The organism is Xanthobacter autotrophicus (assembly GCF_005871085.1).
In the GTDB taxonomy this organism is placed as follows: Bacteria; Pseudomonadota; Alphaproteobacteria; order Rhizobiales; family Xanthobacteraceae; genus Xanthobacter; species Xanthobacter autotrophicus.
On sequence record NZ_VAUP01000035.1, the window covers coordinates 159,437 to 181,790 of the forward strand.

Consider the following 22,354-nt stretch of genomic DNA (forward strand, 5'->3'; position numbering starts at 1 on the left):
CAGGAAAGAATGAGCCGATGAACGACCGCACCAATCTTCATGTGGAACCCAATGCCGAGGGCACCCACGACGTGATCGACGAAGAGGGCGAACCCATCGCCAAAGGCTTCAGCAGCAACGCGGCGGCATGGGACTGGATCGACCGGCATAGCCGCGAGGGGCGGGCCGACACCGACCGTCACCACCGCATCCGCCAGTCGCCCGGCTTTACCTGATGGGTACCTGATGAACCGGCACCCCGCCCCCGGCTCCGGGCTTCGCGGAAAGGAACCGATTTCACCAAGTTCGGAAGGAGAGACGAGACGATGCCGTTCCATGCCCCCTACATCTGCGGCTGCGGGAAGAAGGTCCCGCACGGTGTGAAGTGCGAATGCGCGATCAAGCGCAAGCGGGACTATGATCGCTATTATGACGCCCGCCGACCGACCTCGAGCCAGCGCGGCTACACCGACAAGTGGCGCGCCGCCAGCAAGGCCTTCCTCGCCGAGCCTGGCCATCAGACCTGCGTGTCCTGCGGCAAGCCTGCCACGATGGTAGACCACCGCATCCCGGCCAAGGGCGACATGGCCCTGTTCTGGGACAAGAGCAACTGGCAGCCCATGTGCGGCCGCTGCAACCGCTCGAAGAACGCCAGGCACGAAGGCGGCTTCGGCCACCCCGTCAGGACGCCAGGAGGACGGTGAGGCGGCTGCGGCCCCCCCCTACGGTGGGGGAGAGTGCCGCGACCGGCAACCGCCTGGCGAGGCCCTGAAGCCGTCGGCGGTACCGACCGAGGGAGGGGGGTGGTTTCAGACTTTCCCCCTTCGCCGCAGGACCAGTGGGGCCCCTCCGCGCGAGATGGAGCCCAATTGGTGTTTTTTCCGTCGGGGGAATGACGCAACGCCGCCATTCTCGATCAGCTCGGGCCTGAAATAGGCCTTCAAGCCCGACTTCATCAGGCCGCCCGGCGCAACGAAAAGCTCTTTCCGCCGACTGCCGTTGCGATCAGGCCCCTGTGGGACAGGGCCGCCAGAATGGGGGCTACCGCCGCGGCACTGCTGCTCGCTATCGGCCTCGGCTTCCAGATGCGCGGACCGCGCGCGCGCCGGTGCTGGTCGCCGTGCTGCTGTCCGGTGGCAACCGGCCGGCGGCGGTGGTCAACGCCTTCAGGGACGGCCTCGCCGAGCTGGTGCCGCTCGCCGCGCTGCGGGCGCCGGAGGGCAAGGCGCTTCAGGTCTGGACCCTGTGGGATCGGGAAGCGCGGTCCAGTGTCGGTGGGCCTGGTGGATGCCCTGCGCAGCCTCGACCTGCAACTCAAAGGCCTGCCCACGGCGGTGCCGGAGCAGCTCTTCGAGGTGACTCTCGAACCCGCCGGCGGCTCCCCCACCGGCCGCCCCACCGGCCCCATCCTGATGAAAGGCACCGCCAGCCGCGCGCTGTGAGGCTCTGGCAGCGGAGCAGGTGGAGTTGACGCATCAGGCGGTTGGCCGGCTGGCGGCTGCGGCGATGGAGGCGTGGCTGGCGGAAGAGAGGGGGCGGGGCCGAACCGCCAAGGATCCTTGGCGGTTCGATGCAGCCCAACTTGTAAGGATCGGTTACGCGTTGACGCTGCCCCGCCTCACTTCCTCGATCAGATCGAGGGGTGATTTCCTCGGCGCGAGGTCACCACCCAGACCGATTGCGCTGCAATGGTTTGTGGCCGATTTACTCGCCACAGAGCACCACCCCACATAATACCATCTCCTCACAGCGATGCCGTTCGCCTAATGAGCGAGGCGGCGCAGGTGGTGCTGGTGGAAGAGGGCGGCTTAATGCGCCAGAAGCGGAACTTGACCAGCCCGCCGAAAGCCGACATTGGGTCACATCCTGGGAAGTAGACATCCTGGCTGAGGCATGCTCATCGCCCCACCCACCTTTCGGGCTATGGAACAAGGTCTTGATACCGCCATGACCCTCGCCGCCGTGGATCGGTTGGTCCGCCACGCCACGATCTTCGAATTGAATGTCAATTCAAGCGGTTGAAGTGCAGCGACAGTCAATATCAAAAACCTCTTGCGCGTCACAATCAACATCGCGAATATCGTGGTGGCTGCGACACCGGATTACCATCGTAATTGTCGCGGACCTCTCACACAGATTGACACGCTACATATGAACGCCGATCCGCCACCTTCACAACGATGGTCACCGTTGTCGGCTCCGGTGACCATATTGTCATCGAGTTCTCGGTCCGGGTGGCGAGGCTTCGATTTCCAAGAGATCGCTGTTCCTGCCGAGGGCACGTTTAAGGAAGATGCATCAAGAACGTCCCTACCCTTGATGATTTCTCAGGTGAGTGGTCCGATAAAGGTCCGCTATGGCGGAATGAGGAAGCCGTTTTTTGATTTTCCGACCGGCCCACAGCTTATATTGCCCTGGGACACGCCGTACGGGGCATGGCAAGGCGCCCAACGAGGAATTCATCTTTTTATTGATCAAGATGCGGTCGAGCGGTTAACGCATAAAGCTTTTCGACGCGATTCCTTCGAAAGGAAGAATGGCCTCGACCCAATCATTCATCATTTGATGAGCGCTATGCACATGGATGTCGCAAGCGGACACCAAAGCGGACCATTACTGGGCGAAACGATTGTCACGGCGCTGCTACTGCGGCTCATCGCCGACACTCCTGTTAAATATGGTTCGCACCCAAGGACCGCCGGATCGCAGCGCGAATTTGGGAAATATCGTGAGTGGATCGATGCCCACTTGGCCAAGCCGTTCAGCCTGGAGGATCTCGCCGCCGATATGGGCGTCAGCGTTCGGCAACTCCACCGCGAGGTTCTGCGGGCGACCGGAATGTCGCCCTACCGGTACATCCTGATGCAACGTACGGAGCGCGCGAGGCAATTGATCATCGCCGGTCAGCTGAGCCTGTCGGAGGTTGCGCTGGCGGTTGGCTTTTACGACCAGGCCCATATGTCCCACACTTTCCGGAAACTCCTCGGCGCGCCGCCGTCACATTTCAGCAACACGACAAAGTAACTACTTTCCGCCGCGGACTACCTGGCAGGATTTTACAAATTCGGCAGGATCTTCAAAGACAGACGCTCACCCCGGAACCTAACAATACTCCCGCAAAAAATAATTTCGGGAGGACAACGCCATGAAGAGCAGTTTCAAGCTTGGACTTGCTCTGACAACAATGCTGGCAGGTGCAACGGCGGCTCAGGCCCAGACAGCTTATTATACGCGATATTTTGGCTTCGGCGATAGTCTGACCGACAACGGACGCATACCTAGGGAAGCCAATGGATACAGCCCATCGGGCAACTTAAACCTCGCATCGGGCGCCAACGTTTACGAAGGCGGCCGATGGGGTAATGCTCCCGTATTCTTCGAAGCCGTGCCAGGACTGATCGGCACGCCCTACAACGCCAACAATGACTTTGCCGTCGGTGGCGCTCGATCGGTTCATCAGGATCCCTCTCCCGCCTCTTCACCCGCTTTCGCCTGGGGGCTTCCGGATCAAATAGATCAGGCGACTTCGCGCGTGGGACGTTTCGGGCCGCGCGACCTGCTGAACATTTGGATCGGATATAACGATATCACGCCAATCGCGACGGGCACAGCGCAGCAAAAAGCGCAAGCCGTCGCTGATATCGTCGGCAACACCGTCACCGCTATCAAGCGCCTCGCCACCGCAGGTGGGCGCGAGTTCGTTGTCTTCAACCAGAAGGCTGACCGCACCGGAGTGGCAGATTTAGGGGTGCTTCAACTGCCTTTGGCAGGAAATGATGTTGCCCGCGCGATCAATGCGGCCTTGCCCGATGCACTGACGCCCCTCTCCGCGGCTGGTTTGAATATTCATTACTTCGATGTCGCCACCTTGATCGACCGCATTCGCGCCAACCCGACTGCTTACGGGTTCGGGCCGGATGCGAACACACCATGCTTCTCTGTTCCCGCCTGTAAGCTCAATGGGACCGCCAACAACGGCGCCATCGAGAACCAGTACATCTCGCCGGATGGGATCCACAACACTGGACGGACCAACCAAATCATAGCGGCCTACCTGGCCAACCAATTGAATGCTCCGCTGACGATCGGTCCACAAGGCGAGCTTGGCCAGAGCGCCGGCGTGGCGTTCTCATCGACCTTGATCGACTTCCTCAGTGCCGAGCGTCGCCGCAACATGGTGATGTCGGTGCCTGCCGCCTTCGCCGCCGATCTGCCCGCCCGCAAAGCCCCGCCAGTCACTATCCCGGTTCAGGTCGACAGTCCGCTTTCGATGTTTGCGCTGGGTACCTACCTCAACGTTGACCGCACCGCCCAGACCCTGCAGGGTGGAGGCAGCATCGGCAATACGTTCAGTGCCGAGTTCGGCGGCTTCACTGCCGGCTTACTGTATCAGGCCACGCCCAACCTCGTGCTCGGCGCAGCCTTCAACTACCTCAGCACCAGTGTCGATCTGGGCGGTCTAACCAATGGCCGGATCGACATGGATAGCTTCCAGGGCGCCGGCTTTGCCTCGCTGTCATTCCCCAACTTCTTCGCCGACGTGGTCGGGACCTACGGCCGCAACAACTACGACCTCGAGCGGCCGGGGGTGATGAACGACCGCCTAACCGCCTCGCCGTCCGGCGACACGTTCACGGTCGCGGCCCGCACGGGGTACTTGTTCGACTTCGGCACCTTCAAGGCCGGTCCGGTCGGTGAAATGGCTTATGCCAACGTCAGCGTCGATGCCTACCGCGAGCGTGGTGACAGCCTACTGACCATCGGCACACAGCAGCAAAATCTGGAAGGCCTGACGGCTGGGGGTGGTGTCGAAATTCGGACCGTATTGCCGATCTTCGGCGGCACCGCCACCCCCTTCCTGGCCGTAACCGCCCAGCACGACTTCCTCGATGGCGTGCGCACGGTGACCTCTTATCAGACATACGCGCCCACGCTCCTGATCAGAACTCAAACGGGCAACCCTAGTGATGATCTGTATGGCCGCGTTGCAGGCGGTTTGGATCTCAGTTTCGGCAACGGACTGAGCGGGGTGCTGACTGGCTCGACCAGTTTTGCCCGATCTGGCGGTAACGACAGCACGCTCAGCGCCGGTGTCCGGTACCAGTTCTGAAACAGGCTTTCGCTTCCGCATCCCACCTCACGTCTTCGTTTGGGGCGCGCGGGGCGCATGCGTGGCCCGGTTTCACGGCTGGGCTTCGCGTTGCAGCAGCTTGCAGACATCACTATATGCACGTGGACCTTCCAGATGGAGCGGCGTGCGTGTTGTCGGCTTTCGGTCATCTCTGCTCATTCGATGCGATTGCCCAACTGCTGGACGCGTCTTCGGGCCGAGACTAACGCAGCGCCTTCGCTTGAGGTGGCTGCATCGGAGCGTCTAGTTTCCCGTGGCGTAGAAGGCGAGCCATCTTGGCCCCTTGGCCCCGCCGCGTGCGGGGCCTTTTCGTTTCAGGCGGCGAGCCTCACCACATACCTTCCCCACGCCTCCAGCGCGGCTGTCTTCTCGGCGAGGTAGAGCGCCCGATTGTAGATGCCCGCCACGCCCGCCCGCGTGCCGCTCACGTGGTTGAGGATCGCCTCCACGATATGCGGCTGCATCCCGAGGCCCAAGGGAGGGCTCTCATTCATCATGGTGGCGCCGGTGCGTCGCAGGTCGTGCAGCGTCCAGTGCGGCATGGGCTTGGCGGCCGGATCGGCCTTGAGCCGCGCCTTGTGCACTCGCTCTTCCAGCGTGCGCTTCGCCTTGGAGAGCCTGCGTCCCGAGAAGCCGGTCGCACAGGTCGATCACATAGGCTTCGTCGCTGCGGCTGCGTGATGCCATTTCCATCCCCATCCGCCCTACAACGCCAGCGCAGCGGTGCCGAAGCCGAGCCCGTTCAAACTTGATGGAGACTTGACGGAATTCGGTCGTGATGCAGTGGCACGATGTCTCACAAAGCCTGTGCGCGCAATGCTTTGTGGTTGATGCAGTGGCTCGTCGGCATCCGGGGCCGTCAAGCAAGCTCCACGCCCATGGACGCCACCTCGAAGCCGAGCGCAGCCGTAGACTCTGCTCTGGGTTCCGATGCAACATATGCGGGCATCGGGCAATGGCATGGCGGGCGAGATGACGGAGAGCGCGGTTCGGGAAGGGCTGGTGCAATGGCGCTGAATTCACGTAGCGCGGCGCTTTCGGCCAAGGCTCGCGTGGCCCCGCAGATTGATGCCGACGACACCGCGGACCACGGTGGGCCCGAGGATCCCGACGTCATCGGCGGGTTGTTCTATCTCGAATATCGCGACGGCAAGGGGCAGGAGAGCGCTCGGGATATCGTCCTCAGGCGCGTGATCTAGCGCGCTGAAAAGCTGCAGGTCGCGGCCCATTGCCTCCTGCGGGACCAATACCGCTGCTTCATCGTCAGCAACTTCATCACCTTCGCGAACGGTCGGACGGGCGAGCTGATCGCCAACCCCCATCGGTTCCTCGAGGGGCTGGCACCCATCGGCGCAGAGCCGCCCTCCGGCCCCGCTCGCCGGCGAGACGACACAGGCTTCGCCCAGCCCAAGAAGCTGAACGTCGCCGCAATGCGGAAGGAACTCCGCGACCTGGTACGGCCGGCCGCGATACTCCTGATGGCAATGGCCAAGGCGGATGAGAGACTGACCAAGGAGGAAGTCGGCGTCATCGCCGATCTGGTTTGGCAGGGCGCGCGCACCACCCACGCCATTGCCCAAACCGAAATGCTCACGGCCATGGTGGAGGAAATGTGCGCCCTCCAGCCCACGCCGAACCTCATCACGCGAGCGCTCAACGCCACGCTGGACCGAGGTGCCTTTCCCGAGGATCTGCCATCCTGGCTATCCCGGATGGCCCGAGCGGACGGCGCAATCGTCCCGGAGGAGCACGCGACCTATCGCGCGATCCTCACCACCCTTCGGCGATTGGTCGAGGCGCGGGTGGGGCGATCGTAAGACACCAACCCCTGCGTAATGATCCGCTCAAGGAGGTAGTGGATTTGACCGCACCGAAGATCAGGATTTTGGCTCGGGCTGGGTGCCTCCTCAAGCCGCTGGCCGTGAGGCCGCAGTATGCCGCTGCCTGCTGTTGCGTCAGGCAACTCACTCCTGCATCCTTTTCGCGGTCGTAGACAACATCTCGACGTGCGCGAATGGCGCGCCTAGGTTGCGCATATCGCAAAAGCGTGTCGAGGAACGCCATGAACCTGAAGGTAATTTCTGTTGCGGCTGCGATCGGCGCCATTGCGACGCCGGCGCTCCCAGATGAATGCGCGGGCCCAAAAACCAAGACAAATCTTTGCGACATTGTTTCAAAGGCCGCAGCTTCTTTAGCTCCGAAATTGCCGATGCAACTCAGCCCAAGCGAGACCATGCAGGGCGTCAGGGCCGATGGAGTCAAATTGTCGTTTGATCTTATCGTCAACAAAACAGATAAAGAATACAATGAAGAAAAAGAAAAAATGAAAGTTGATAAGAAATTATTGTACAATATTTATAGGGCAAGGGTCATAATGTCAGTCTGTAGTGATCAGACATTGAATTATTTTATCGGAGAAGGCGGCCAAATAGAGCGAATATATATAAGCAGTGATGGATTTCGTCTGGACGCTTTCACCGTAACTGCCTGCCCCAAGCCTGGCGTGTCGTTCAATCCGGATTCCCCTCCTTCTGATTCCGGTCGGTCTCCTCCGCCTGCATCGCGGTAATTGAGAAGGACAAGTCCGACCCACCCATAGGGTTTAGGGGGTCCTTTCCTTCCTCAGCCTCACTCCCGGCCCCTCGCCGTTCTCGGCAACGAAGATGACGCCTGCGGCTTCGAGGGCCGCCCGCATCTTATCTACGCTGCTCACGCGGGCGTCCTGGCCCGCCTCGAAGCGGTTGACCGTATTGACGCCGACGCCCGCCTTAGCGGCGAGTTCCTGCGTGCTCCAGTTGAGTGCGGCTCGGGCCATTCGGCATTGAACTGACTTCATATGGTGAAAATATCACCGAATAGGGTTGACATCAAACCGGTGATGGATTGATGGTTAGTGGTGTGTTTATCACCACTCGGAGCAACCTTAATGCCAAAGCCCGCCGCGGCGGCAAACGCCACCACTTTGCCTGTCACCACCCGCCGGGCCTTCCTCAAAGCTGGCGGTGCGCTAGGTACCGTCGCCGCTCTGGCGATGCCCGTGGCCGTCCTGCCGAAGGTTGAGGCGGCAGCGGCCGGGAGCGCAGCTCTCACCTCGCTTTGGCCCGAACGCCTGCGCCTGAAGGCCGAAGCCGAGAAGTTGAAGGCCATCCACGATGCCGCAAAGGCCCGCTACAACGCCCTCAAGCCGCCGCTGCCGAAGGAGGCGCGCGCCCATCCGGCTCTGTTCGGCTATGGCGTCGAGTGGCAGGAGACACGGCAGGCGGACGGCTCGTGCATCATTTGGGGCGACGGCGCCGAGTGGCGCGAGATCGCCGCGAAGATCACGGGGGCAACGGCCGCGGCGTTCAAGGCGGGATGCCTGCGGAGGGCGGAGGTGATGGACGCCTATAACCGCCACCTCTGCGACCTGTGGGAACAGTGCGGCCTCGAAGAGGCATGGGACGCCTGGGATGTGGCAGACACCGCCCTCACCGACATTGAACGGCGCATCCTCGCCCTGCCGGCGACTGACTTCAGCGTCGCCGCGCGCCAAAGCCAGATCCTGCGGCATTGGGGCTGCGGCGAAGACGACGAGCCGCTGACGGCCTTCTTCGAGCGGATCGAGCAAGCGGCCGCCCGGGCCGGCGATCGCGCCTTCGCCGTCGGGGAGACTGCCTGATGCCCAAGCGCGCCACCGCGCCACGCGCCGCAGCGCCTCCGCGCACCGCCCTGTTCAACATCCACGACTGCATCTTTCTGGCGTTGGACATCCTGGACAGCCCTTCACCATTCCCGGAGGAGGCCTGCGAGCTGCTGCGTGAGGCCTTGGCCGAAATGAAGGCCTTGCTGGATGGAAAGCGCCCATGAGCAGCGTCAGCCTCAAGGACGGCCGCGTCCTGCATGTGCCCGGCGCGCCGTTCATCCTCGACGCCGCGAGCGTCATCATGGCGCCGGCCGCGGGTGACTTGGCGGCCATCGTTCCCCTCATCCGCGACGATCAATTGCTGCTGTTCGCCAAGCGGCTGGTGGACGGCGCCCGCAAGCGGCGCTTCTCCGAACGCCACCGGGATGTGAACCGGGCGAAGCTGGAGCTGGCGCGCATGTGCATCGAGCGGGCGCTCGCCGAAGGACAACAGACCCCGACCGATGAACATGGGTGAAATCCGCCAATTCGAGAGCGGTGCCAGGTCGATCGGCGCGGCTGGTTCGCACTTGGTACGCACCCCTACGCGCGAGGCGATAGCGGGGACGGTCCACCGAACGGCAAAAGGTGGACACGGGGGTGGATTGAAATCGATGCACTACGGCCAATATATTGAAAATAAAGGTAAATTTCTGAAAAAATGGTGCGGGCGGTCGGACTCGAACCGACATATCCGTGAGGACGGCGGATTTTGAGTCCGCTGCGTCTACCAGTTCCGCCACGCCCGCACATGGCCGCCGATTCTGGCCTCGGCGCTCCGCACCTGTGTGCAGTCAGCACCTTTCGAGCCGTCCTCGACCGCCTTGTCCTACCCTACCAGACCTTCGACTTCAAACGCCTCCACAGCCCTCCACGATCATGCGGCGCGGAAGGGCCATATCTCGCTTCAAGTCCAGCGTTCGCCGGGCTCACCACGCGCGACCGCCTGTCTGAGACAAGACGCCAACGTGGCAGTGCCAGCCGCTCGCGCTGCTATAGCGGCAAGGGGCCGGCGCGGCAACAGAGCGGCAAGGGGGGCGTTCACGCCCCGGGTCAAACTTCCGGTCAAACCCCTCGGGGCAGGAAGTCAGAGCGCCAGGCGCCGGGCAGGCGCACCACGCTGCGGATGGCGGCCCTTGGCAGGCTCACGCCGCGCCGTTCCACCGTCGCGGTCTCCGGCGCCAGCGCGGCGAGATAATCCGCCGCCCAGCGGTCGATGTCGCGCGCCTCCAGCACCTGCATCATCCGCGCGTAGCGCTCGCGCCGTTCGGCGAGCGGCATCTCCAGCGCCCGGCGCAGGGCGTTGGCCATGCCCTCGGTGTCGTGCGGGTTCACGATGAGCGCGCCCGTACCCATCTCCGCCGCCGCCCCGGCGAACTGGGACAGGATGAGCACGCCGGGATCGGCGGGGTCCTGGGCCGCCACATATTCCTTGGCGACAAGGTTCATGCCGTCGCGCAGGGGCGTCACCATGGCCACGTGGGCGGCCCGGTAGAAGCCCGCCAGCGCCGAGCGCGAATAGGTGCGGTTCACATAGCGCAGCGGCGTCCAGGACACGTCGGAATAGGCGCCGTTGATCTGTCCGGCCTTGTGGGAGACGTAGCGGTCCATCTCCTGATATTCCGGCACGTCGGTCCGGCTCTTGGGCGTGATCTGCACGAAGGTGACCCGCTCGTGCCAGTCGGGCCGGGTTTTCAGGAAGTGCTCGTAGGCATCGAGCCGGTTGGGGATGCCCTTGGAATAGTCCAGCCGATCCACGCCGATGATGAGCTTCTTGCCCACCAGGCTGTCGCGGAACGATTTCACGAAGGCGGCGCGGCTGGCATGCCGCGCCCGCCGGGCGAAAGCCGCGGTCTCGATGCCCACCGGGAAGGTGCCGAGCTTGACCCGCCGCCCCCCGATGTCGACGCCGGTGCCGTCAGGCGTCATCTGGCCGCCGCGGGTCTCCAGATAATGGGCGAAATTGTCCCGGTCGCCCTCGGTCTGGAAGCCGACGAGATCGTAATAGGCGAGCGCGCCCACGGTCTCGCCGTGCTGCGGCAGGGCCTGGACGATATCCGACGGCGGCATAGGAATGTGAAGGAAGAAGCCGATGCGGTTCCTGTGGCCGCGCTCGCGCAGATATTTGGCGAGCGGCATCATGTGATAGTCATGGATCCACAGGATGTCGTCGGGGCGGATGATCTTTTCCAGGTGATCGGCGAACTTGCGGTTCACCCGGATGTAGCCGGACAGATCGGACCGGAAGAATTCGGAGAGATCTACCCGGTAGTGCAGCACCGGCCACAGCACCCGGTTGGCGAAGCCGTTGTAATATTCCTGATGGTCCTCGGCCTTCAGGTCCACCACCGCATAGGTGATGCCGGCCTTGCGTGTCACTTCCGGGATCTCGGACGGCTCGGGACAGATGCGCCCGCTCCAGCCGAACCAGATCCCGCCCTTGTCCTTGAGGGCGGCATTGACCGCCACAGCCAGCCCGCCGGCGGTGACCCCCGAGCGCTGGGGGACCGCCACACGATTGGATACGACCACGATGCGAGACACGAGGGTCACCTCCGTCGTTGCCGCGGCGCCGCCGCGAGGTGGGTGAGAAAGGCCCGGACCGACCGGGGATCGGCGAGCACCCCATGGGTGCCCGGCCGGGGCGTGCCGACCGCCAGCGCCAGACCACCGCGCGCGGTGACGGCGCTGAAACCGGCCTCGTCGGTGATATCGTCGCCGATGAAGAGGGGAATGCGCCCGGCAAACGGGGCACGGCCCATGAAGTCGGCCACCGCCGTGCCCTTGTCGAGGCTCGCGGGCTTCACCTCGAACACGCAATGGCCGGGCATGAGGCGCACATCCTGCCGGGCGCCGAGGATGTCCAGAAGCGCGCGCTCGAGGCGCGGCGCGGCATCGGGGGCGGCGCGGTAGTGGACGGCGATGGCGGTGCCCTTGTCCTCGGCGAACACACCGTCAAATCCCTCCACCAGCGCCTTCACGGTACTGGTGAGCACGGCATCGAGGGGCGGCGCGGAGAGGATCTTGCCGTCGGGCGCAAGACGCATCTGGGCGCCGTGGCTGCCCGCCGCGGCGAAGCCGAACGGATGCAGCAGGAAGTCGAGGGATTGGATGGTGCGCCCGCTGACGAGCGCCAACGCCCCGTCCGCCTGCTCCGCCAGCGTGGCCAGGATCTGGGGAAGCTGCTCGGGAATCCGCACCGCGTCGGGATGCTCCGCGATGTCGATCAGGCTGCCATCCACGTCGAGGAAGAAGGCGTGGGTATCGGTCCGCACCTGCGCGCACACCGCCGGAAACAGCGCTTCGGAGCCGGGCGCATCAGACGGTGTTCCAGACATTTCACCTCGGGTCTCGGCTCGAGTCGCGGATGGGTGCAGCGCGGTCAGCACAAACCACCTCCCTATCGGATTACAGTCTCCATAACGCCCGCGGCCTAGCCATGGTTCCCCCCCATCTTCGACGCAATGCCGCCATACCTGCGCAAACACCCGAGAAACAACGGAACCGGAACCTTCGCAGGGCGTTTGATCAAGGGCTCATGAGCGGGATGCGGTCGGATGATGTCCATCGGATTGGCGCATCCGCTCTCACATCTCAAGACAGGAGCCCGCACTCGGATCGCGTCGAGATCCGGTGGGCGCGGGCTCAGGAGAATGGTCGATGCTGGGATGGCACAGGGAAACCACCGCTGACAGGATCAGCCGGCGGATCGGGGCGCTGAAGGACGAACTGGATGACCTCCAGTCCGCCCTGTGGCCGAGGCCGGGCGGATTGCAGCGGATGGCGTCGGAGGCCCAGGACTGGATTTCCGAGCGGGCCGATGATCTGCAAAGCCATCTGCACAAAGCCCCCCTGTCCAAGGTGGGCCTGTCCAACATCCACCTGCCGCAGGTCCACCTGCCGGAGGTCCACCTGCCGGACCTGCGGCGGCACGTGGCCGCCCCGCCGCCCTCTGTGGCGGTGATTGTCGCTGCGGTGGCAGTGGGCGCCGGTGTGGGCTGCGTGCTATATGCCCTAGCGTCGGGAGGCAAACGCCGCCCGGCACCCTTCACGCCGAAGGGCGACCGCCGGTCGGCGTCGGGAGTGGAAAAGTGATTTGGACCGAGACCCGGCCTGATGCCGGGATCAGGCAAGGGAGAACATGATGAAAGCGGCTCTCATGGTGTGCGCGCTGGCGCTGGGGCTGGCGGGCTGCAGCGAATATTCGCGGCAGGACCGGGCCGTGGGCGGCGCGGTGATCGGCGGCGGCACGGGCGCACTCATCGGCGCTGCGGCGACGGGGTCGGGCACGGGCGCTCTGGTGGGCGGCCTGATCGGCGCCGGTACAGGTGCGATCATTGGCGCCGAGACGACCCCGCGGGCCTGCTGGGCGCGCGATTCCTACGGCAACCGCTACCGGGTGCAGTGCCCCTGAGGGCACTGGCTCATCCGCATGATGAAGGGGCGCCCTCCGGCGCCCCTTTTTTGTCTGCGGACGCCCTGCGGTTGTGGAAGCCCAGACTGGATCAACGTCGGATCAACGGGGCATTTACCTTAAGCGGTCATAACAAGCGTACTCCAAGCAACTTCGGGCGGGCCCGCACCAGCGGACCCGCCCTTCCTTTGCGGACCTCGCCCTTGACGGGCCGGCCGGCGTTCAGGGCGCGCGTCCCCGCCGCATGAGGCCCGCCACGGCGGAAATCACGAACAGCACAATCGCGACGAAGAAGATGATCTTCGCAATCTCGATGGCCGTGCCGGCGATGCCGCCGAAGCCGAGAACCGCCGCGATCAGCGCGACGACGAGAAATGTAACCGCCCAACTCAGCATTTCAGTTCTCCATGTCTGGCGAAATGGGTCTGACGAAATAGGTATCGCGAAATGGCTCCATCGCTTTCCATGCGCGAGGACAACGCAGAATCCGGACAGATCCCGCCGCATCCTCGACTTGGCCCTGTCCTCGCCCGGTCTTCGCATGGCCGAAATCGTCGCAGTGTCTTCCTGTTTCAGTGATACGGACCCCGTGTTGCGTCGATCACCTGATCCATCGAGCACTTGCGTCATCTCTTGTTTCGTCATGCCCTTGCTGATCCAACCGCACAGCTGTGCAGCAGGTTCCCGCCATGGCCCGAAAGTGAAGCCGCGGCCTGCTGGAACCAAAGGCCCGATGGTGCGTTTCAGGTCAGGCTGAGAGACATGAGTGGAGGAGCGGCATGAGCGAACCGCGAAACGCGCCGACGTCCGGCAGCTGGCCTGCCAGCGCGTCGCCCCATGGCTATGACCGCGCGGAGTTCCGTCCGGGCGAAAGCCGCAGGGATTATCCCCGCCGGCCCCGCGCGCCGGATGAGGAACAGCGCCTGCTGCGCGAGGCCGAAGCCGCCTTCGGCGGGACCGATCGCCGGCTCGACATCGATATCGACCTCGCCGGCAGCGACGGCGAAGGCGATCGCGAGCCGGATGGCAACGAGCGGCCCTCGGAGCGGCCCTCGCGCCTCTATCGGGAATAAAGGTGCGCCGGCTCCCTTTCCCGGCCCGCGGCGCTGCGGGCCGGACACGGTCACCAATCGAGTCAATTGTCATATTGCAACGCACGCGGGCGGATGTCAGATGTGGAAACCGCCCGCGTCTGTCCAGAAGAACCGCCATGCGAACGGCACGCCCTGAAGGCCCCCTCGATACCCCCATGACGACGCAGCATCAGAAAGAGGCCAGCGGCATGCGAACGCCTCACCGTCGCGACATCTCCGCACGGCAGGACCTTTTGGGCCGTGAGCTGCGCCAGTTGTTCGACGACTACACGCAGGAAGACATGCCCGACGACCTGAAGAAGCTCGCCGAGCAGCTCCAGGCGGCATTCGAAGGACGTGGCGAAGACGAACCCGAGCCTGCGCCCAACGGCAGGGACAAGGCCGAGGAAGGCACCGCCAAGCCCGGGCCGGACGGCGCCGATCGCTAGGAGCCCGTTCGAAAACCACCCCCCGGTGGGCGCCTGCATCCCCGCGCCGGCCGCCCGTGCAGGCGCGTTGCCATCATCGCGGCCGGTCTTGCCCGGCCTTCCCCGTGGCGAGGCCGGTACCGGTTCTCGCGGGCTACCCCCGCGGTTCGGCGGGAATGCCCGGAACGCAGGTGTCCCGCTTTCCCCTCCCGCGTTCCGGCGGGAATGCCCGGAACGCAGGTGTCCCGCTTTCCCCTCCCGCGTTCCGGCTCACAGGAGCCGACCTGAAGGAGCGGACTTCGGGGACGGACCCGGGAATGACGGGGGATGATCGGGGTTATGCCCTTTTGAATGTCCAGACCGGCTCCACGGCCTGCTGATCCGCCATCCGGCATCGGCCTCAAACGCCTGGGCCGCGCGCTTCGACGAGGGCCGTTCAAGCGTCGGCAGGATCCGGCGGGTCGGGAACCCGGACGATCCCGGCTTTCTTGCGCCGCTTTCTTGCTTCGGCCTGCCCCCCGCCCCCTCGCTCTCCCCTGAACCATCAGTGGAAAAGGGGCGAGAGCATGCGAAAAGCGGGCATGCCCCTCCTGTCCCAGCGTCATGGATCGCGCGGCGGCGCAGGCCCTGCATCACAGGTTTCAGGCCCATTTTTACCGTCGGCGCGCCGCGCCCTTAACCCGTTCGCAACGCCGCCCCCGGCATGGTGCGGCGCATGTCACGCGTCTCCTTGTGGTTCCTTTTTCCTGCGCTGCTCCTCGCGGGTGCGCTCACCGGCTGCCGTTTCGGGCTCGAAACGCGCGATCCCTGGCGCGTGGAAGCCGAGGAGCAATGCATCGCCCAGAAGGGCGTCATTCCCTCCGCCTTCATGGAGCCCATCCCGGCCATCGACGGGCCGGGTATGTGCGGCATGGAGCATCCCTTCCGCGTCACCGCCCTCGCCGAGGGCAATGTGGTGCTGGAACCGGCGGGCAAGCTCGCCTGCCCGGTGATCCACCAGGTGGACATGTGGGTGCAGGACGTGGTGCAGCCCGCCGCACTGGCCTGGTTCGGCCAGCCGGTGGTCGCCATCAGCCAGATGTCGGCCTATTCCTGCCGCGGCATGAACGGGCAGGCCGGCGCCAAGATTTCCGAGCACGCCTTCGGCAACGCTTTGGACGTGGGCGCCTTCCGCATCGCCGACGGGCGATGGGTGACCGTGAAGAACGGCTGGAAGGGCACCCAGGAAGAGCGCGGCTTCCTGCTGCAGGTGCAGGCCGGGGCCTGCGAGCGCTTCACCACCGTGCTGGCGCCGGGCTCCAACGTCTTCCATTACGACCACATCCATGTGGACCTGATGCGCCACGAGAAGGGCCGCACCATCTGCAAGCCGGCGCCCCGGCCCATGCCGGCGCCGCTCATCGCCAAGGCCCCGCCGATGGGCGCGCCGCAGCCCGAGTTCGCGCCGGCCAGCGCCCCGGCGCAGGCGCCGTCCTACACCCCGGCGGTCTACGCGCCGCAGCCGCAGGCCGCCCCGCCGCCGCCCGCGCCGGAACCGCAGCCCTCGTTCCTCTCCACCCTGTTCGGCCCGCGCCCGGCCCCCGCCCCGGTGGAGGAGCCGCCGCCACCGCCGCCCCCGGCCGCGACCCTGCAGCGGCCGGCCGCTGTCATCACCTCGTCGCCGCTGCCGCCGCCCCCCTCATCCTTGCCCCCATCTTCCTTGCCGCCGGCAGCCGTGTCCTCCGGCCGGGCGCCGCAGCCCTACCCCGCCGCGCAGCAGCCGCCGGCGCCACAGGGGATGCCTCCCGGCTGGCAGGTGGGTCCGCAGGGCGTGCCCATGTCCTATGCGCCATCCAGCAACCCGGAGACCGGCTCGGTGAAGCGCAAATACTACACGGCGCCCATCCCCCAGGCCTCCACCCTCCCCCTGCCCAAGGCCAAGGCGGGAGAGGATTGAGGTGACGGCCGCCCCGCCGTTCGCCGGCATCGACGGATGTCGCGGCGGCTGGATCGTGGCGCGGTGGGATGGGGCGCAGGTGCTCACCCTCGCCCGTGTCACCCACGTCCACGAGTTGTTCGAGGCGCCCGACGCGCCCGACATCACAGCCATCGACATGCCCATCGGCCTGCCTGAACGGGTTGGCGCCGGCGGGCGCGCGCCGGAGCGGCTGGTGCGCCCGCTGCTGGGCATGCGGCAATCCTCCGTCTTCTCGGTCCCGGCGCGGGCCGCCGTGATGGCCGGCGTGGGGCCGGGCGACGAGACCACCCGCTACCGTGCCGCCTGCGCCGCCGCCCTCGCCACCTCCGATCCGCCGCGGGCGGTGGCCAAGCAATGCTTCCACCTGTTCCCCAAGATGGCGGAGGTGGACCATCTGCTGCGCAGCCGACCGGAGCTGCGTCCCCGGCTCGTGGAATGCCACCCCGAAGTGGCCTTCTGGGCCATGAACGGACAGGTCGCCCTCGACCTGCCCAAGAAGGTGAAGAACCGGCCTTATCCGCCGGGGCTCGACCTTCGGCTTACGCTCTTGGGCGCATCGGGCGTGCCGATTGATCTGCTGAACGCGCAGACCGCCCGCGCGCTCGGCGCAGGGCTGGACGACCTGATCGACGCCGCCGCCTGCGCGGTCACCGCCAAAAGAGTGGCCGAGGGCAAGGCCTTGCGCTTTCCCGACCCAGCGGAAGCCGACGCCTTCGGCCTGCCGGTGGCCATCGTCGCCTGATAGAGGTTTTCTCTTAAGTCGAATTCCAGCCATAGGCTGCCTCTCGCTATGCGCGATGGGATGGGCTCATGACAGGGACGGCCTCTCCATGCCTCACGCGCGTATCCGCCTCTCTTCCCTCGCCGACAAGATCGTCTCCGCCGAGGAAGCGGCCGACCACATCCAGGACGGGATGATCGTGGGCATGAGCGGCTTCACCCGCGCGGGAGAGGCCAAGGCGGTGCCCATGGCGCTGGCCGCCCGCGCCAAGGTGGCCCATGCCGCCGGCCACCCCCTGAAGATCACGCTCATCACCGGCGCCTCGCTGGGCAACGACCTCGACAAGCAGATGGCGGAAGCCCACCTGCTGTCGCGCCGCATCCCGTTCCAGTCCGACCCCGCGCTGCGCAAGGCCATCAATGCCGGCGAGGTCATGTTCGTCGACCAGCACCTGTCGGAGACGGTGGAGCACCTGCGCACCAACCAGCTCGGCCCGGTGGACGTGGCGGTGATCGAGGCGGTGGGCATCACCGCGCAGGGCGGCATCATCCCCACCACCTCGGTGGGCAATTCGGCCACCTTCGCCATCCTCGCCAAGAAGGTGATCGTCGAGATCAACCTGACCCAGCCCATGGAGCTGGAGGGGCTGCACGACATCTACATCCCCACCCGCCGGCCGTTCCGCGAGCCGATCCCGGTGGTGGCGCCGGAGAGCCGGGTGGGCCTGCCCTTCATTCCGATCCCGGCGGAGAAGATCGCCGCCATCGTCATCACCCAGAAGCTGGACAGCGCCTCCAACGTGCTGCCGCCGGACCACGAGACGGCGGCCATCGCCTCCCACCTCATGGAGTTCCTGAAGCACGAGGTGAAGATCGGCCGGCTCACCAACCGCCTGCAGCCGCTGCAGGCCGGCATCGGCACCATCGCCAATGCGGTGATGCACGGCTTCATCGAGAGCCCGTTCTCCGATCTCACCATGTATTCGGAGGTGCTGCAGGACTCCACCTTCGACCTGTTCGACGCCGGCAAGCTGAACTTCGCCTCGGGCTCGTCCATCACCCTGTCCAAGACCAAGCACGACCAGGTGATGCCGCGCATCGCCGATTACAAGTCGCGGCTCATCCTGCGCCCGCAGGAGATTTCCAACCATCCGGAGATCATCCGCCGGCTCGGCCTCATCGGCATCAACACGGCGCTGGAATTCGACATCTTCGGCAATGTGAACTCCACCCATGTGGGCGGCACCGGCATGATGAACGGCATCGGCGGCTCGGGGGATTTCGCCCGCAACGCCTATCTGTCGGTGTTCGTGACGAAATCCATCGCCAAGGGCGGCGCCCTGTCCTCGGTGGTGCCCATGGTGAGCCATGTGGACCACACCGAGCACGACGTGGACATCCTCGTCACCGAGCAGGGTCTTGCCGACCTGCGGGAACTCGCCCCCCGCGAGCGGGCGCGGGTGATCATCGACAAGTGCGTCCACCCGCTCTACCGCGACGCGCTGGACGACTATTTCGCGCGGGGATGTGCGCGGGGCGGCCACACCCCGCACATCATCGAGGAAGCCCTCTCCTGGCACGTGAAGGCGCGCGAGACCGGCTCCATGCTGCCCGAGCAGGAACTGAAGATCGCCTGAACGGGCGATCCCGCGACGGCGCCAGGCTATTTCAATCGGAAGAAGCGGGACGGGTGCTCGTCACAGGGAAATTGCACCGCGGTCTGGTTGAGCCCCGTCGATCCGCCCGCGATGGTCAGGCACAGCCCGCTGTTGACGTTGACCAGCCGGAACAGGCCGCCGTCAAACGGCGCATAGAGCCAGCGGCGAGACGGGTGGTCGTCGCAGCTATACTGCACCGAAGGCGTATTGCGATCGCTGTTCCCGCCCGCGACCGTCAGGCAGAGATTGCTGTTCACGTTCCGTATTTTGACGATGTTGCCCTCGACCGGCTCGATGACCCAGGCCCGCGAGGGGTGCGTATCGCAGTGGTACTGAACGGTCTGCTCGTTCTGGTTCCCGGTCCCGCCGGCAGGGCTCAGGCACAGATTGCTGTTCGCATTGGCGATCTGGACCCGACCGGAGGGAGGTGGAGCGGCCCCGGCCGGAGCGATGAGCGCGGCCATGCAGATGACGATCGTACAAACGGAAGCGGCGCACCTGAAGGCGCCATGCCAGTTGAGCATTGTGCCTTTCCTTCTGCTCAGCCAAGAATGACCCCCATGGGTCTCTTCTAAATATGGCGACCGGCAAGGGCGCATCCGCCATTTGAGGGACGAGACGATCCCAATACCTTTAGTGAGGGAGAAGAGGTCCGGGTTTTTCTACCGCTCCTCGACGACCTCCTGCGCGCGGCGTGCAAGTCCCCGCCATGCCGCCCCTCCATACCCCTCATGCCGCCACCCGCGGCCTGCCGGCTGGCCCTTGGCGCCCATTGGTGATAGGCGAGCGGCAATCCCATCACCGGAGCCGCTCCATGACCGCCGATATCCGTCCCGTGACCCGCGCCCTCCTCTCGGTGTCGGACAAGACGGGTCTCGTGCCGTTCGCGACCGCGCTGGTGGCCCACGGCGTTGAGCTGGTCTCCACCGGCGGCACCGCCAAGGCCATCGCCGACGCCGGCCTGCCGGTGAAGGACGTGTCCGACCTCACCGGCTTCCCGGAGATGATGGACGGCCGGGTGAAGACCCTGCATCCCAAGGTCCACGGCGGCATCCTCGCCATCCGCGCCGATGCCGGCCACCAGGCGTCCCTCGCCGAGCACGCCATCTCCCCCATCGACCTCGTGGTGGTGAACCTCTATCCGTTCGAGGCCACCGTCGCCCGCAAGGCCGACTTTGAAGAGACCATCGAGAACATCGACATCGGCGGCCCCTCCATGATCCGCGGCGCTGCCAAGAACCACAATGACGTGGCCGTGGTGGTGGAAGCGTCCGACTACGAGGCGGTGCTGAAAGAGATCGCCGAGCACGGCGGCACCACCCTGCCCCTGCGCCGCAAGCTGGCCCAGAAGGCCTATGCCCGCACCGCCGCCTATGACGCGGCCATCTCCAACTGGTTCGCCCGCGAGCTGAAGGAGGAGGCCCCCGCCTTCCGCGCCTTCGGCGGCAAGCTCATCGAGGCGCTGCGCTACGGCGAGAACCCGCACCAGTCCGCCGCCTTCTACGCCTCCGACGAGATCCGTCCCGGCGTCGCCACGGCGCGGCAGGTGCAGGGCAAGCAGCTCTCCTACAACAACATCAACGACACCGATGCCGCCTTCGAGGCGGTGGCCGAATTCCACCCCGCCCGCACCGCCGCGGTGGTGATCGTGAAGCACGCCAACCCCTGCGGCGTGGCCGAAGGCGCCTCGCTGGAGGAGGCCTATGCCAAGGCGCTGGCCTGCGATCCGGTGTCGGCCTTCGGCGGCATCATCGCCGTGAACCAGACGCTGGATGCCGCCTCCGCCCGCGCCATGGTGGAGATCTTCACCGAGGTGATCGTCGCCCCCGACGCCACCGAGGAGGCCATCGCCGTGGTGGCGTCCAAGAAGAACCTGCGCCTGCTGCTCACCGGCGGCCTGCCCGACCCGCGCGCCCCCGGCCTCACGGTGAAGACGGTGGCCGGCGGCCTGCTGGTGCAGGGCCGCGACAATGCCAGCGCCGACGACCTCGACCTGAAGGTGGTCACCAAGCGCGCGCCCACCGACCGCGAGCTGACCGACCTGCGCTTCGCCTTCCGCGTAGCCAAGCACGTGAAGTCCAACACCATCATCTATGCCAAGGACCTCGCCACCGTTGGCATCGGCGCCGGCCAGATGAGCCGGGTGGACTCAGCCCGCATCGCCGCCCGCAAGGCGCTGGACGCGGCCGAGGCTTTGGGGCTCAAGGAGCCGCTGACCAAGGGCTCGGTGGTGGCCTCCGACGCCTTCTTCCCCTTCGCCGACGGCCTGCTGGCGGCGGTGGAGGCGGGCGCCACGGCGGTGATCCAGCCCGGCGGCTCCATGCGCGACAACGAGGTGATCGCGGCGGCGGATGCGGCGGGCCTCGCCATGGTGTTCACCGGCGTGCGCCACTTCCGCCACTGAGGAGAAGGGGCGCCCGCCCCTAACCTTCCAGCAGCTTCTTCACCAGCAGGCGGTCCACATAATGCGGGCCGTCGAACACGAACACCTCGAAGCCCGCGTAGGCCCGAAGCTGGGGCAGCAGCTCGGCGGCCGTGGCGGCGCGCAGCAGGTCGCCGCCGGCGGGGCGGAAGGCCTCGGCGATCAGCTTGAAGCGCTCGCCGCCCAGTCGCTGCGTCAGCACCTGCGCATAGGCGCGCGCCGCCTCCGGACTGCGGCTATAGACCCCAACCCCGTCCTGGAAGAACAGGCCCACGTCCCTGGGCAGCCAGCCCTCGACCCAGTCGGCGAAGGCCTTGGCGCCCACGTTCGAATTGTCGTAGGCGCTCACCCACAGGGGCCGGGGAATGGGGGCGATCGCCGCCGCCATCTGGCTCACCCCGGTCCAGGTCGGGTCCGCCTCCACGGGGAAATAGAAGCCGGCGGGCGTGAACGGCAGGCTCTGCCGCGCGACCCGCGCCGACAATGCCCCGAGTGCCAGCACGTCGGCCCGCGCGTCCGGTTCCTTAAAGCGGCCGGCGAGGCCGGCGATGATGGACTGCGCCCACGGCTCGCGGGCGATGCGGGTCCAGTTGGGCGCATCGGCGATCAGCGGCAGGCCGAGGTCGGGCAGCGGCACGAAGGCGGTGCCATCGGCCACCAGCCATTGCACTAGCAGGCTGCGGGCGCCCAGCTCGTTCCAGTCACCGCGCGGGTCGAGCAGGCCGCCATGGACCTGCCAGACGATGCCCTCCATCAGGCGCGGCGCGCGACCGAGCCGCCGCACCGCCAGATCCAGCCCCACGACCCCGGCTCCGGCGAGCGCCGTGGCGCCGACGGCGAGCGCGGCGCGGCGGCTCAGCCCGGTCATGGCGTGCGCCATCTGAGACCGGCGGCGCAGGAATTTGATTCAT

At 65.7% G+C, this 22,354-nt stretch carries 26 protein-coding genes and 1 tRNA gene; 19 read left to right on the plus strand and 8 right to left on the minus strand.

What is annotated here, in order from left to right; all coding sequences use genetic code 11:
- The first annotated feature begins 17 nt into the window (after nucleotides 1-17).
- From FBQ73_RS16750 to FBQ73_RS16770, 5 genes are all read left to right on the plus strand, one after another.
- The gene (locus FBQ73_RS16750) at nucleotides 18-215 is read left to right on the plus strand and encodes a hypothetical protein (protein ID WP_138400631.1); all 198 of its coding nucleotides are present in this window, start codon (nucleotides 18-20) and stop codon (nucleotides 213-215) included.
- 90 nt (nucleotides 216-305) lie between these two features.
- Nucleotides 306-683, plus strand: coding sequence for an HNH endonuclease signature motif containing protein (locus FBQ73_RS16755; RefSeq protein ID WP_138400632.1), 378 nt, complete (start codon nucleotides 306-308; stop codon nucleotides 681-683).
- A 564-nt stretch (nucleotides 684-1,247) separates the two neighbouring features.
- Nucleotides 1,248-1,421 (plus strand): anti-sigma factor domain-containing protein, encoded by a 174-nt coding sequence (locus FBQ73_RS23275; RefSeq protein WP_246089744.1) that lies wholly within the window; start codon nucleotides 1,248-1,250, stop codon nucleotides 1,419-1,421.
- A gap of 877 nt (nucleotides 1,422-2,298) precedes the next feature.
- Complete coding sequence (locus FBQ73_RS16765; RefSeq protein ID WP_246089762.1) at nucleotides 2,299-3,003, plus strand: AraC family transcriptional regulator; 705 nt, start codon at nucleotides 2,299-2,301, stop codon at nucleotides 3,001-3,003.
- Between the two features lie 121 nt (nucleotides 3,004-3,124).
- Complete coding sequence (locus tag FBQ73_RS16770; protein WP_138400634.1) at nucleotides 3,125-5,089, plus strand: autotransporter domain-containing protein; 1,965 nt, start codon at nucleotides 3,125-3,127, stop codon at nucleotides 5,087-5,089.
- Between the two features lie 335 nt (nucleotides 5,090-5,424).
- On the opposite strand, the gene FBQ73_RS16775 is transcribed toward FBQ73_RS16770, so the two are convergent.
- Entirely contained in the window at nucleotides 5,425-5,694 is a 270-nt protein-coding gene (locus FBQ73_RS16775; RefSeq protein WP_138400635.1) for a site-specific integrase, read from the minus strand.
- Between the two features lie 294 nt (nucleotides 5,695-5,988).
- Between FBQ73_RS16775 and FBQ73_RS16780 the strand changes: the two genes are divergently transcribed.
- The 3 genes from FBQ73_RS16780 to FBQ73_RS16790 all read left to right on the plus strand — a co-directional run bounded on the left by FBQ73_RS16780 (nucleotide 5,989) and on the right by FBQ73_RS16790 (nucleotide 7,679).
- Nucleotides 5,989-6,309 (plus strand): hypothetical protein, encoded by a 321-nt coding sequence (locus FBQ73_RS16780; RefSeq protein WP_138400636.1) that lies wholly within the window; start codon nucleotides 5,989-5,991, stop codon nucleotides 6,307-6,309.
- A gap of 279 nt (nucleotides 6,310-6,588) precedes the next feature.
- Nucleotides 6,589-6,927 (plus strand): hypothetical protein, encoded by a 339-nt coding sequence (locus FBQ73_RS16785; RefSeq protein ID WP_138400637.1) that lies wholly within the window; start codon nucleotides 6,589-6,591, stop codon nucleotides 6,925-6,927.
- 245 nt (nucleotides 6,928-7,172) lie between these two features.
- Entirely contained in the window at nucleotides 7,173-7,679 is a 507-nt protein-coding gene (locus FBQ73_RS16790) for a hypothetical protein (protein ID WP_138400638.1), read from the plus strand.
- Between the two features lie 33 nt (nucleotides 7,680-7,712).
- Here the strand turns inward: FBQ73_RS16790 and FBQ73_RS16795 are convergent, their stop codons facing one another.
- On the minus strand, nucleotides 7,713-7,946 hold the full coding sequence (locus FBQ73_RS16795) for a helix-turn-helix domain-containing protein (RefSeq protein ID WP_138400639.1): 234 nt from the start codon (nucleotides 7,944-7,946) through the stop codon (nucleotides 7,713-7,715).
- A 90-nt stretch (nucleotides 7,947-8,036) separates the two neighbouring features.
- Between FBQ73_RS16795 and FBQ73_RS16800 the strand changes: the two genes are divergently transcribed.
- Genes FBQ73_RS16800 through FBQ73_RS16810 form a run of 3 tightly spaced genes read left to right on the plus strand, consistent with a single transcriptional unit; the run spans nucleotide 8,037 to nucleotide 9,249 of the window.
- Nucleotides 8,037-8,768 (plus strand): hypothetical protein, encoded by a 732-nt coding sequence (locus FBQ73_RS16800; protein WP_138400640.1) that lies wholly within the window; start codon nucleotides 8,037-8,039, stop codon nucleotides 8,766-8,768.
- Entirely contained in the window at nucleotides 8,768-8,956 is a 189-nt protein-coding gene (locus tag FBQ73_RS16805; protein ID WP_138400641.1) for a hypothetical protein, read from the plus strand. Before FBQ73_RS16800 ends, FBQ73_RS16805 begins: the two co-directional genes overlap by 1 nt.
- Nucleotides 8,953-9,249 carry a hypothetical protein gene (locus FBQ73_RS16810; RefSeq protein WP_138400642.1) on the plus strand — a complete coding sequence of 99 codons (297 nt, stop codon included), beginning with the start codon at nucleotides 8,953-8,955 and terminating at the stop codon, nucleotides 9,247-9,249. Before FBQ73_RS16805 ends, FBQ73_RS16810 begins: the two co-directional genes overlap by 4 nt.
- Nucleotides 9,250-9,433: 184 nt before the next feature.
- Here FBQ73_RS16810 and FBQ73_RS16815 read toward each other — a convergent pair.
- From FBQ73_RS16815 to otsB, 3 genes are all read right to left on the minus strand, one after another.
- Nucleotides 9,434-9,520, minus strand: a tRNA-Leu gene (locus tag FBQ73_RS16815).
- 316 nt (nucleotides 9,521-9,836) lie between these two features.
- On the minus strand, nucleotides 9,837-11,315 hold the full coding sequence (gene otsA, locus FBQ73_RS16820; protein ID WP_138400643.1) for an alpha,alpha-trehalose-phosphate synthase (UDP-forming): 1,479 nt from the start codon (nucleotides 11,313-11,315) through the stop codon (nucleotides 9,837-9,839).
- A gap of 5 nt (nucleotides 11,316-11,320) precedes the next feature.
- Nucleotides 11,321-12,109 (minus strand): trehalose-phosphatase, encoded by a 789-nt coding sequence (otsB, locus tag FBQ73_RS16825; RefSeq protein WP_138400644.1) that lies wholly within the window; start codon nucleotides 12,107-12,109, stop codon nucleotides 11,321-11,323.
- 322 nt (nucleotides 12,110-12,431) lie between these two features.
- Here otsB and FBQ73_RS16830 point away from each other — a divergent pair, with 322 nt between their 5' ends.
- The gene (locus FBQ73_RS16830) at nucleotides 12,432-12,866 is read left to right on the plus strand and encodes a hypothetical protein (RefSeq protein WP_138400645.1); all 435 of its coding nucleotides are present in this window, start codon (nucleotides 12,432-12,434) and stop codon (nucleotides 12,864-12,866) included.
- A 49-nt stretch (nucleotides 12,867-12,915) separates the two neighbouring features.
- Nucleotides 12,916-13,185 carry a glycine zipper domain-containing protein gene (locus FBQ73_RS16835; protein WP_138400646.1) on the plus strand — a complete coding sequence of 90 codons (270 nt, stop codon included), beginning with the start codon at nucleotides 12,916-12,918 and terminating at the stop codon, nucleotides 13,183-13,185.
- A gap of 222 nt (nucleotides 13,186-13,407) precedes the next feature.
- Here the strand turns inward: FBQ73_RS16835 and FBQ73_RS16840 are convergent, their stop codons facing one another.
- Nucleotides 13,408-13,581, minus strand: a complete 174-nt coding sequence (locus tag FBQ73_RS16840) for a DUF1328 domain-containing protein (RefSeq protein WP_138400647.1) — start codon at nucleotides 13,579-13,581, stop codon at nucleotides 13,408-13,410.
- A gap of 383 nt (nucleotides 13,582-13,964) precedes the next feature.
- On the opposite strand from FBQ73_RS16840, the gene FBQ73_RS16845 reads away from it, so the two are divergent.
- From FBQ73_RS16845 to FBQ73_RS16865, 5 genes are all read left to right on the plus strand, one after another.
- Nucleotides 13,965-14,258, plus strand: a complete 294-nt coding sequence (locus tag FBQ73_RS16845; RefSeq protein ID WP_138400648.1) for a hypothetical protein — start codon at nucleotides 13,965-13,967, stop codon at nucleotides 14,256-14,258.
- Nucleotides 14,259-14,467: 209 nt separating this feature from the next.
- Entirely contained in the window at nucleotides 14,468-14,707 is a 240-nt protein-coding gene (locus FBQ73_RS22835; protein WP_170218935.1) for a NepR family anti-sigma factor, read from the plus strand.
- Nucleotides 14,708-15,401: 694 nt separating this feature from the next.
- Nucleotides 15,402-16,622: an extensin-like domain-containing protein gene (locus FBQ73_RS23425; RefSeq protein WP_170218936.1), complete on the plus strand. Its 1,221-nt coding sequence runs from the start codon at nucleotides 15,402-15,404 to the stop codon at nucleotides 16,620-16,622.
- 1 nt (nucleotide 16,623) lies between these two features.
- A complete protein-coding gene (locus FBQ73_RS16860; RefSeq protein WP_138400651.1) occupies nucleotides 16,624-17,385 on the plus strand; it encodes a DUF429 domain-containing protein in 762 nt (253 codons plus the stop codon).
- An 88-nt stretch (nucleotides 17,386-17,473) separates the two neighbouring features.
- Nucleotides 17,474-19,000: an acetyl-CoA hydrolase/transferase family protein gene (locus FBQ73_RS16865; RefSeq protein WP_138400652.1), complete on the plus strand. Its 1,527-nt coding sequence runs from the start codon at nucleotides 17,474-17,476 to the stop codon at nucleotides 18,998-19,000.
- Between the two features lie 26 nt (nucleotides 19,001-19,026).
- Here the strand turns inward: FBQ73_RS16865 and FBQ73_RS16870 are convergent, their stop codons facing one another.
- Entirely contained in the window at nucleotides 19,027-19,485 is a 459-nt protein-coding gene (locus tag FBQ73_RS16870; RefSeq protein WP_170218937.1) for an RICIN domain-containing protein, read from the minus strand.
- A gap of 350 nt (nucleotides 19,486-19,835) precedes the next feature.
- Here FBQ73_RS16870 and purH point away from each other — a divergent pair, with 350 nt between their 5' ends.
- Nucleotides 19,836-21,425, plus strand: a complete 1,590-nt coding sequence (gene purH, locus FBQ73_RS16875) for a bifunctional phosphoribosylaminoimidazolecarboxamide formyltransferase/IMP cyclohydrolase (RefSeq protein ID WP_138400654.1) — start codon at nucleotides 19,836-19,838, stop codon at nucleotides 21,423-21,425.
- A 19-nt stretch (nucleotides 21,426-21,444) separates the two neighbouring features.
- Here the strand turns inward: purH and FBQ73_RS16880 are convergent, their stop codons facing one another.
- Nucleotides 21,445-22,311, minus strand: a complete 867-nt coding sequence (locus FBQ73_RS16880) for an alpha-amylase family protein (RefSeq protein ID WP_138400655.1) — start codon at nucleotides 22,309-22,311, stop codon at nucleotides 21,445-21,447.
- Nucleotides 22,312-22,354 lie beyond the last annotated feature (43 nt).

Coding starts and splice junctions, on each gene's coding strand:
- FBQ73_RS16810 (WP_138400642.1), top strand. CDS start 8,953: ATGAGCAGCGTCAGCCTCAAGGACGGCCGCGTCCTGCATGTGCCCGGC.
- FBQ73_RS16840 (WP_138400647.1), bottom strand. CDS start 13,581: ATGCTGAGTTGGGCGGTTACATTTCTCGTCGTCGCGCTGATCGCGGCG.
- FBQ73_RS16790 (WP_138400638.1), top strand. CDS start 7,173: ATGAACCTGAAGGTAATTTCTGTTGCGGCTGCGATCGGCGCCATTGCG.
- FBQ73_RS16830 (WP_138400645.1), top strand. CDS start 12,432: ATGCTGGGATGGCACAGGGAAACCACCGCTGACAGGATCAGCCGGCGG.
- FBQ73_RS22835 (WP_170218935.1), top strand. CDS start 14,468: ATGCGAACGCCTCACCGTCGCGACATCTCCGCACGGCAGGACCTTTTG.
- FBQ73_RS16765 (WP_246089762.1), top strand. CDS start 2,299: ATGATTTCTCAGGTGAGTGGTCCGATAAAGGTCCGCTATGGCGGAATG.
- FBQ73_RS23425 (WP_170218936.1), top strand. CDS start 15,402: ATGTCACGCGTCTCCTTGTGGTTCCTTTTTCCTGCGCTGCTCCTCGCG.
- FBQ73_RS16835 (WP_138400646.1), top strand. CDS start 12,916: ATGAAAGCGGCTCTCATGGTGTGCGCGCTGGCGCTGGGGCTGGCGGGC.
- FBQ73_RS16800 (WP_138400640.1), top strand. CDS start 8,037: ATGCCAAAGCCCGCCGCGGCGGCAAACGCCACCACTTTGCCTGTCACC.
- FBQ73_RS16780 (WP_138400636.1), top strand. CDS start 5,989: ATGGACGCCACCTCGAAGCCGAGCGCAGCCGTAGACTCTGCTCTGGGT.
- FBQ73_RS16750 (WP_138400631.1), top strand. CDS start 18: ATGAACGACCGCACCAATCTTCATGTGGAACCCAATGCCGAGGGCACC.
- FBQ73_RS16870 (WP_170218937.1), bottom strand. CDS start 19,485: ATGGCCGCGCTCATCGCTCCGGCCGGGGCCGCTCCACCTCCCTCCGGT.
- FBQ73_RS16785 (WP_138400637.1), top strand. CDS start 6,589: ATGGCAATGGCCAAGGCGGATGAGAGACTGACCAAGGAGGAAGTCGGC.
- FBQ73_RS16770 (WP_138400634.1), top strand. CDS start 3,125: ATGAAGAGCAGTTTCAAGCTTGGACTTGCTCTGACAACAATGCTGGCA.
- FBQ73_RS16795 (WP_138400639.1), bottom strand. CDS start 7,946: ATGAAGTCAGTTCAATGCCGAATGGCCCGAGCCGCACTCAACTGGAGC.
- FBQ73_RS16755 (WP_138400632.1), top strand. CDS start 306: ATGCCGTTCCATGCCCCCTACATCTGCGGCTGCGGGAAGAAGGTCCCG.
- FBQ73_RS16865 (WP_138400652.1), top strand. CDS start 17,474: ATGCCTCACGCGCGTATCCGCCTCTCTTCCCTCGCCGACAAGATCGTC.
- FBQ73_RS16880 (WP_138400655.1), bottom strand. CDS start 22,311: ATGACCGGGCTGAGCCGCCGCGCCGCGCTCGCCGTCGGCGCCACGGCG.
- purH (WP_138400654.1), top strand. CDS start 19,836: ATGACCGCCGATATCCGTCCCGTGACCCGCGCCCTCCTCTCGGTGTCG.
- FBQ73_RS16805 (WP_138400641.1), top strand. CDS start 8,768: ATGCCCAAGCGCGCCACCGCGCCACGCGCCGCAGCGCCTCCGCGCACC.
- FBQ73_RS16845 (WP_138400648.1), top strand. CDS start 13,965: ATGAGCGAACCGCGAAACGCGCCGACGTCCGGCAGCTGGCCTGCCAGC.
- otsB (WP_138400644.1), bottom strand. CDS start 12,109: ATGTCTGGAACACCGTCTGATGCGCCCGGCTCCGAAGCGCTGTTTCCG.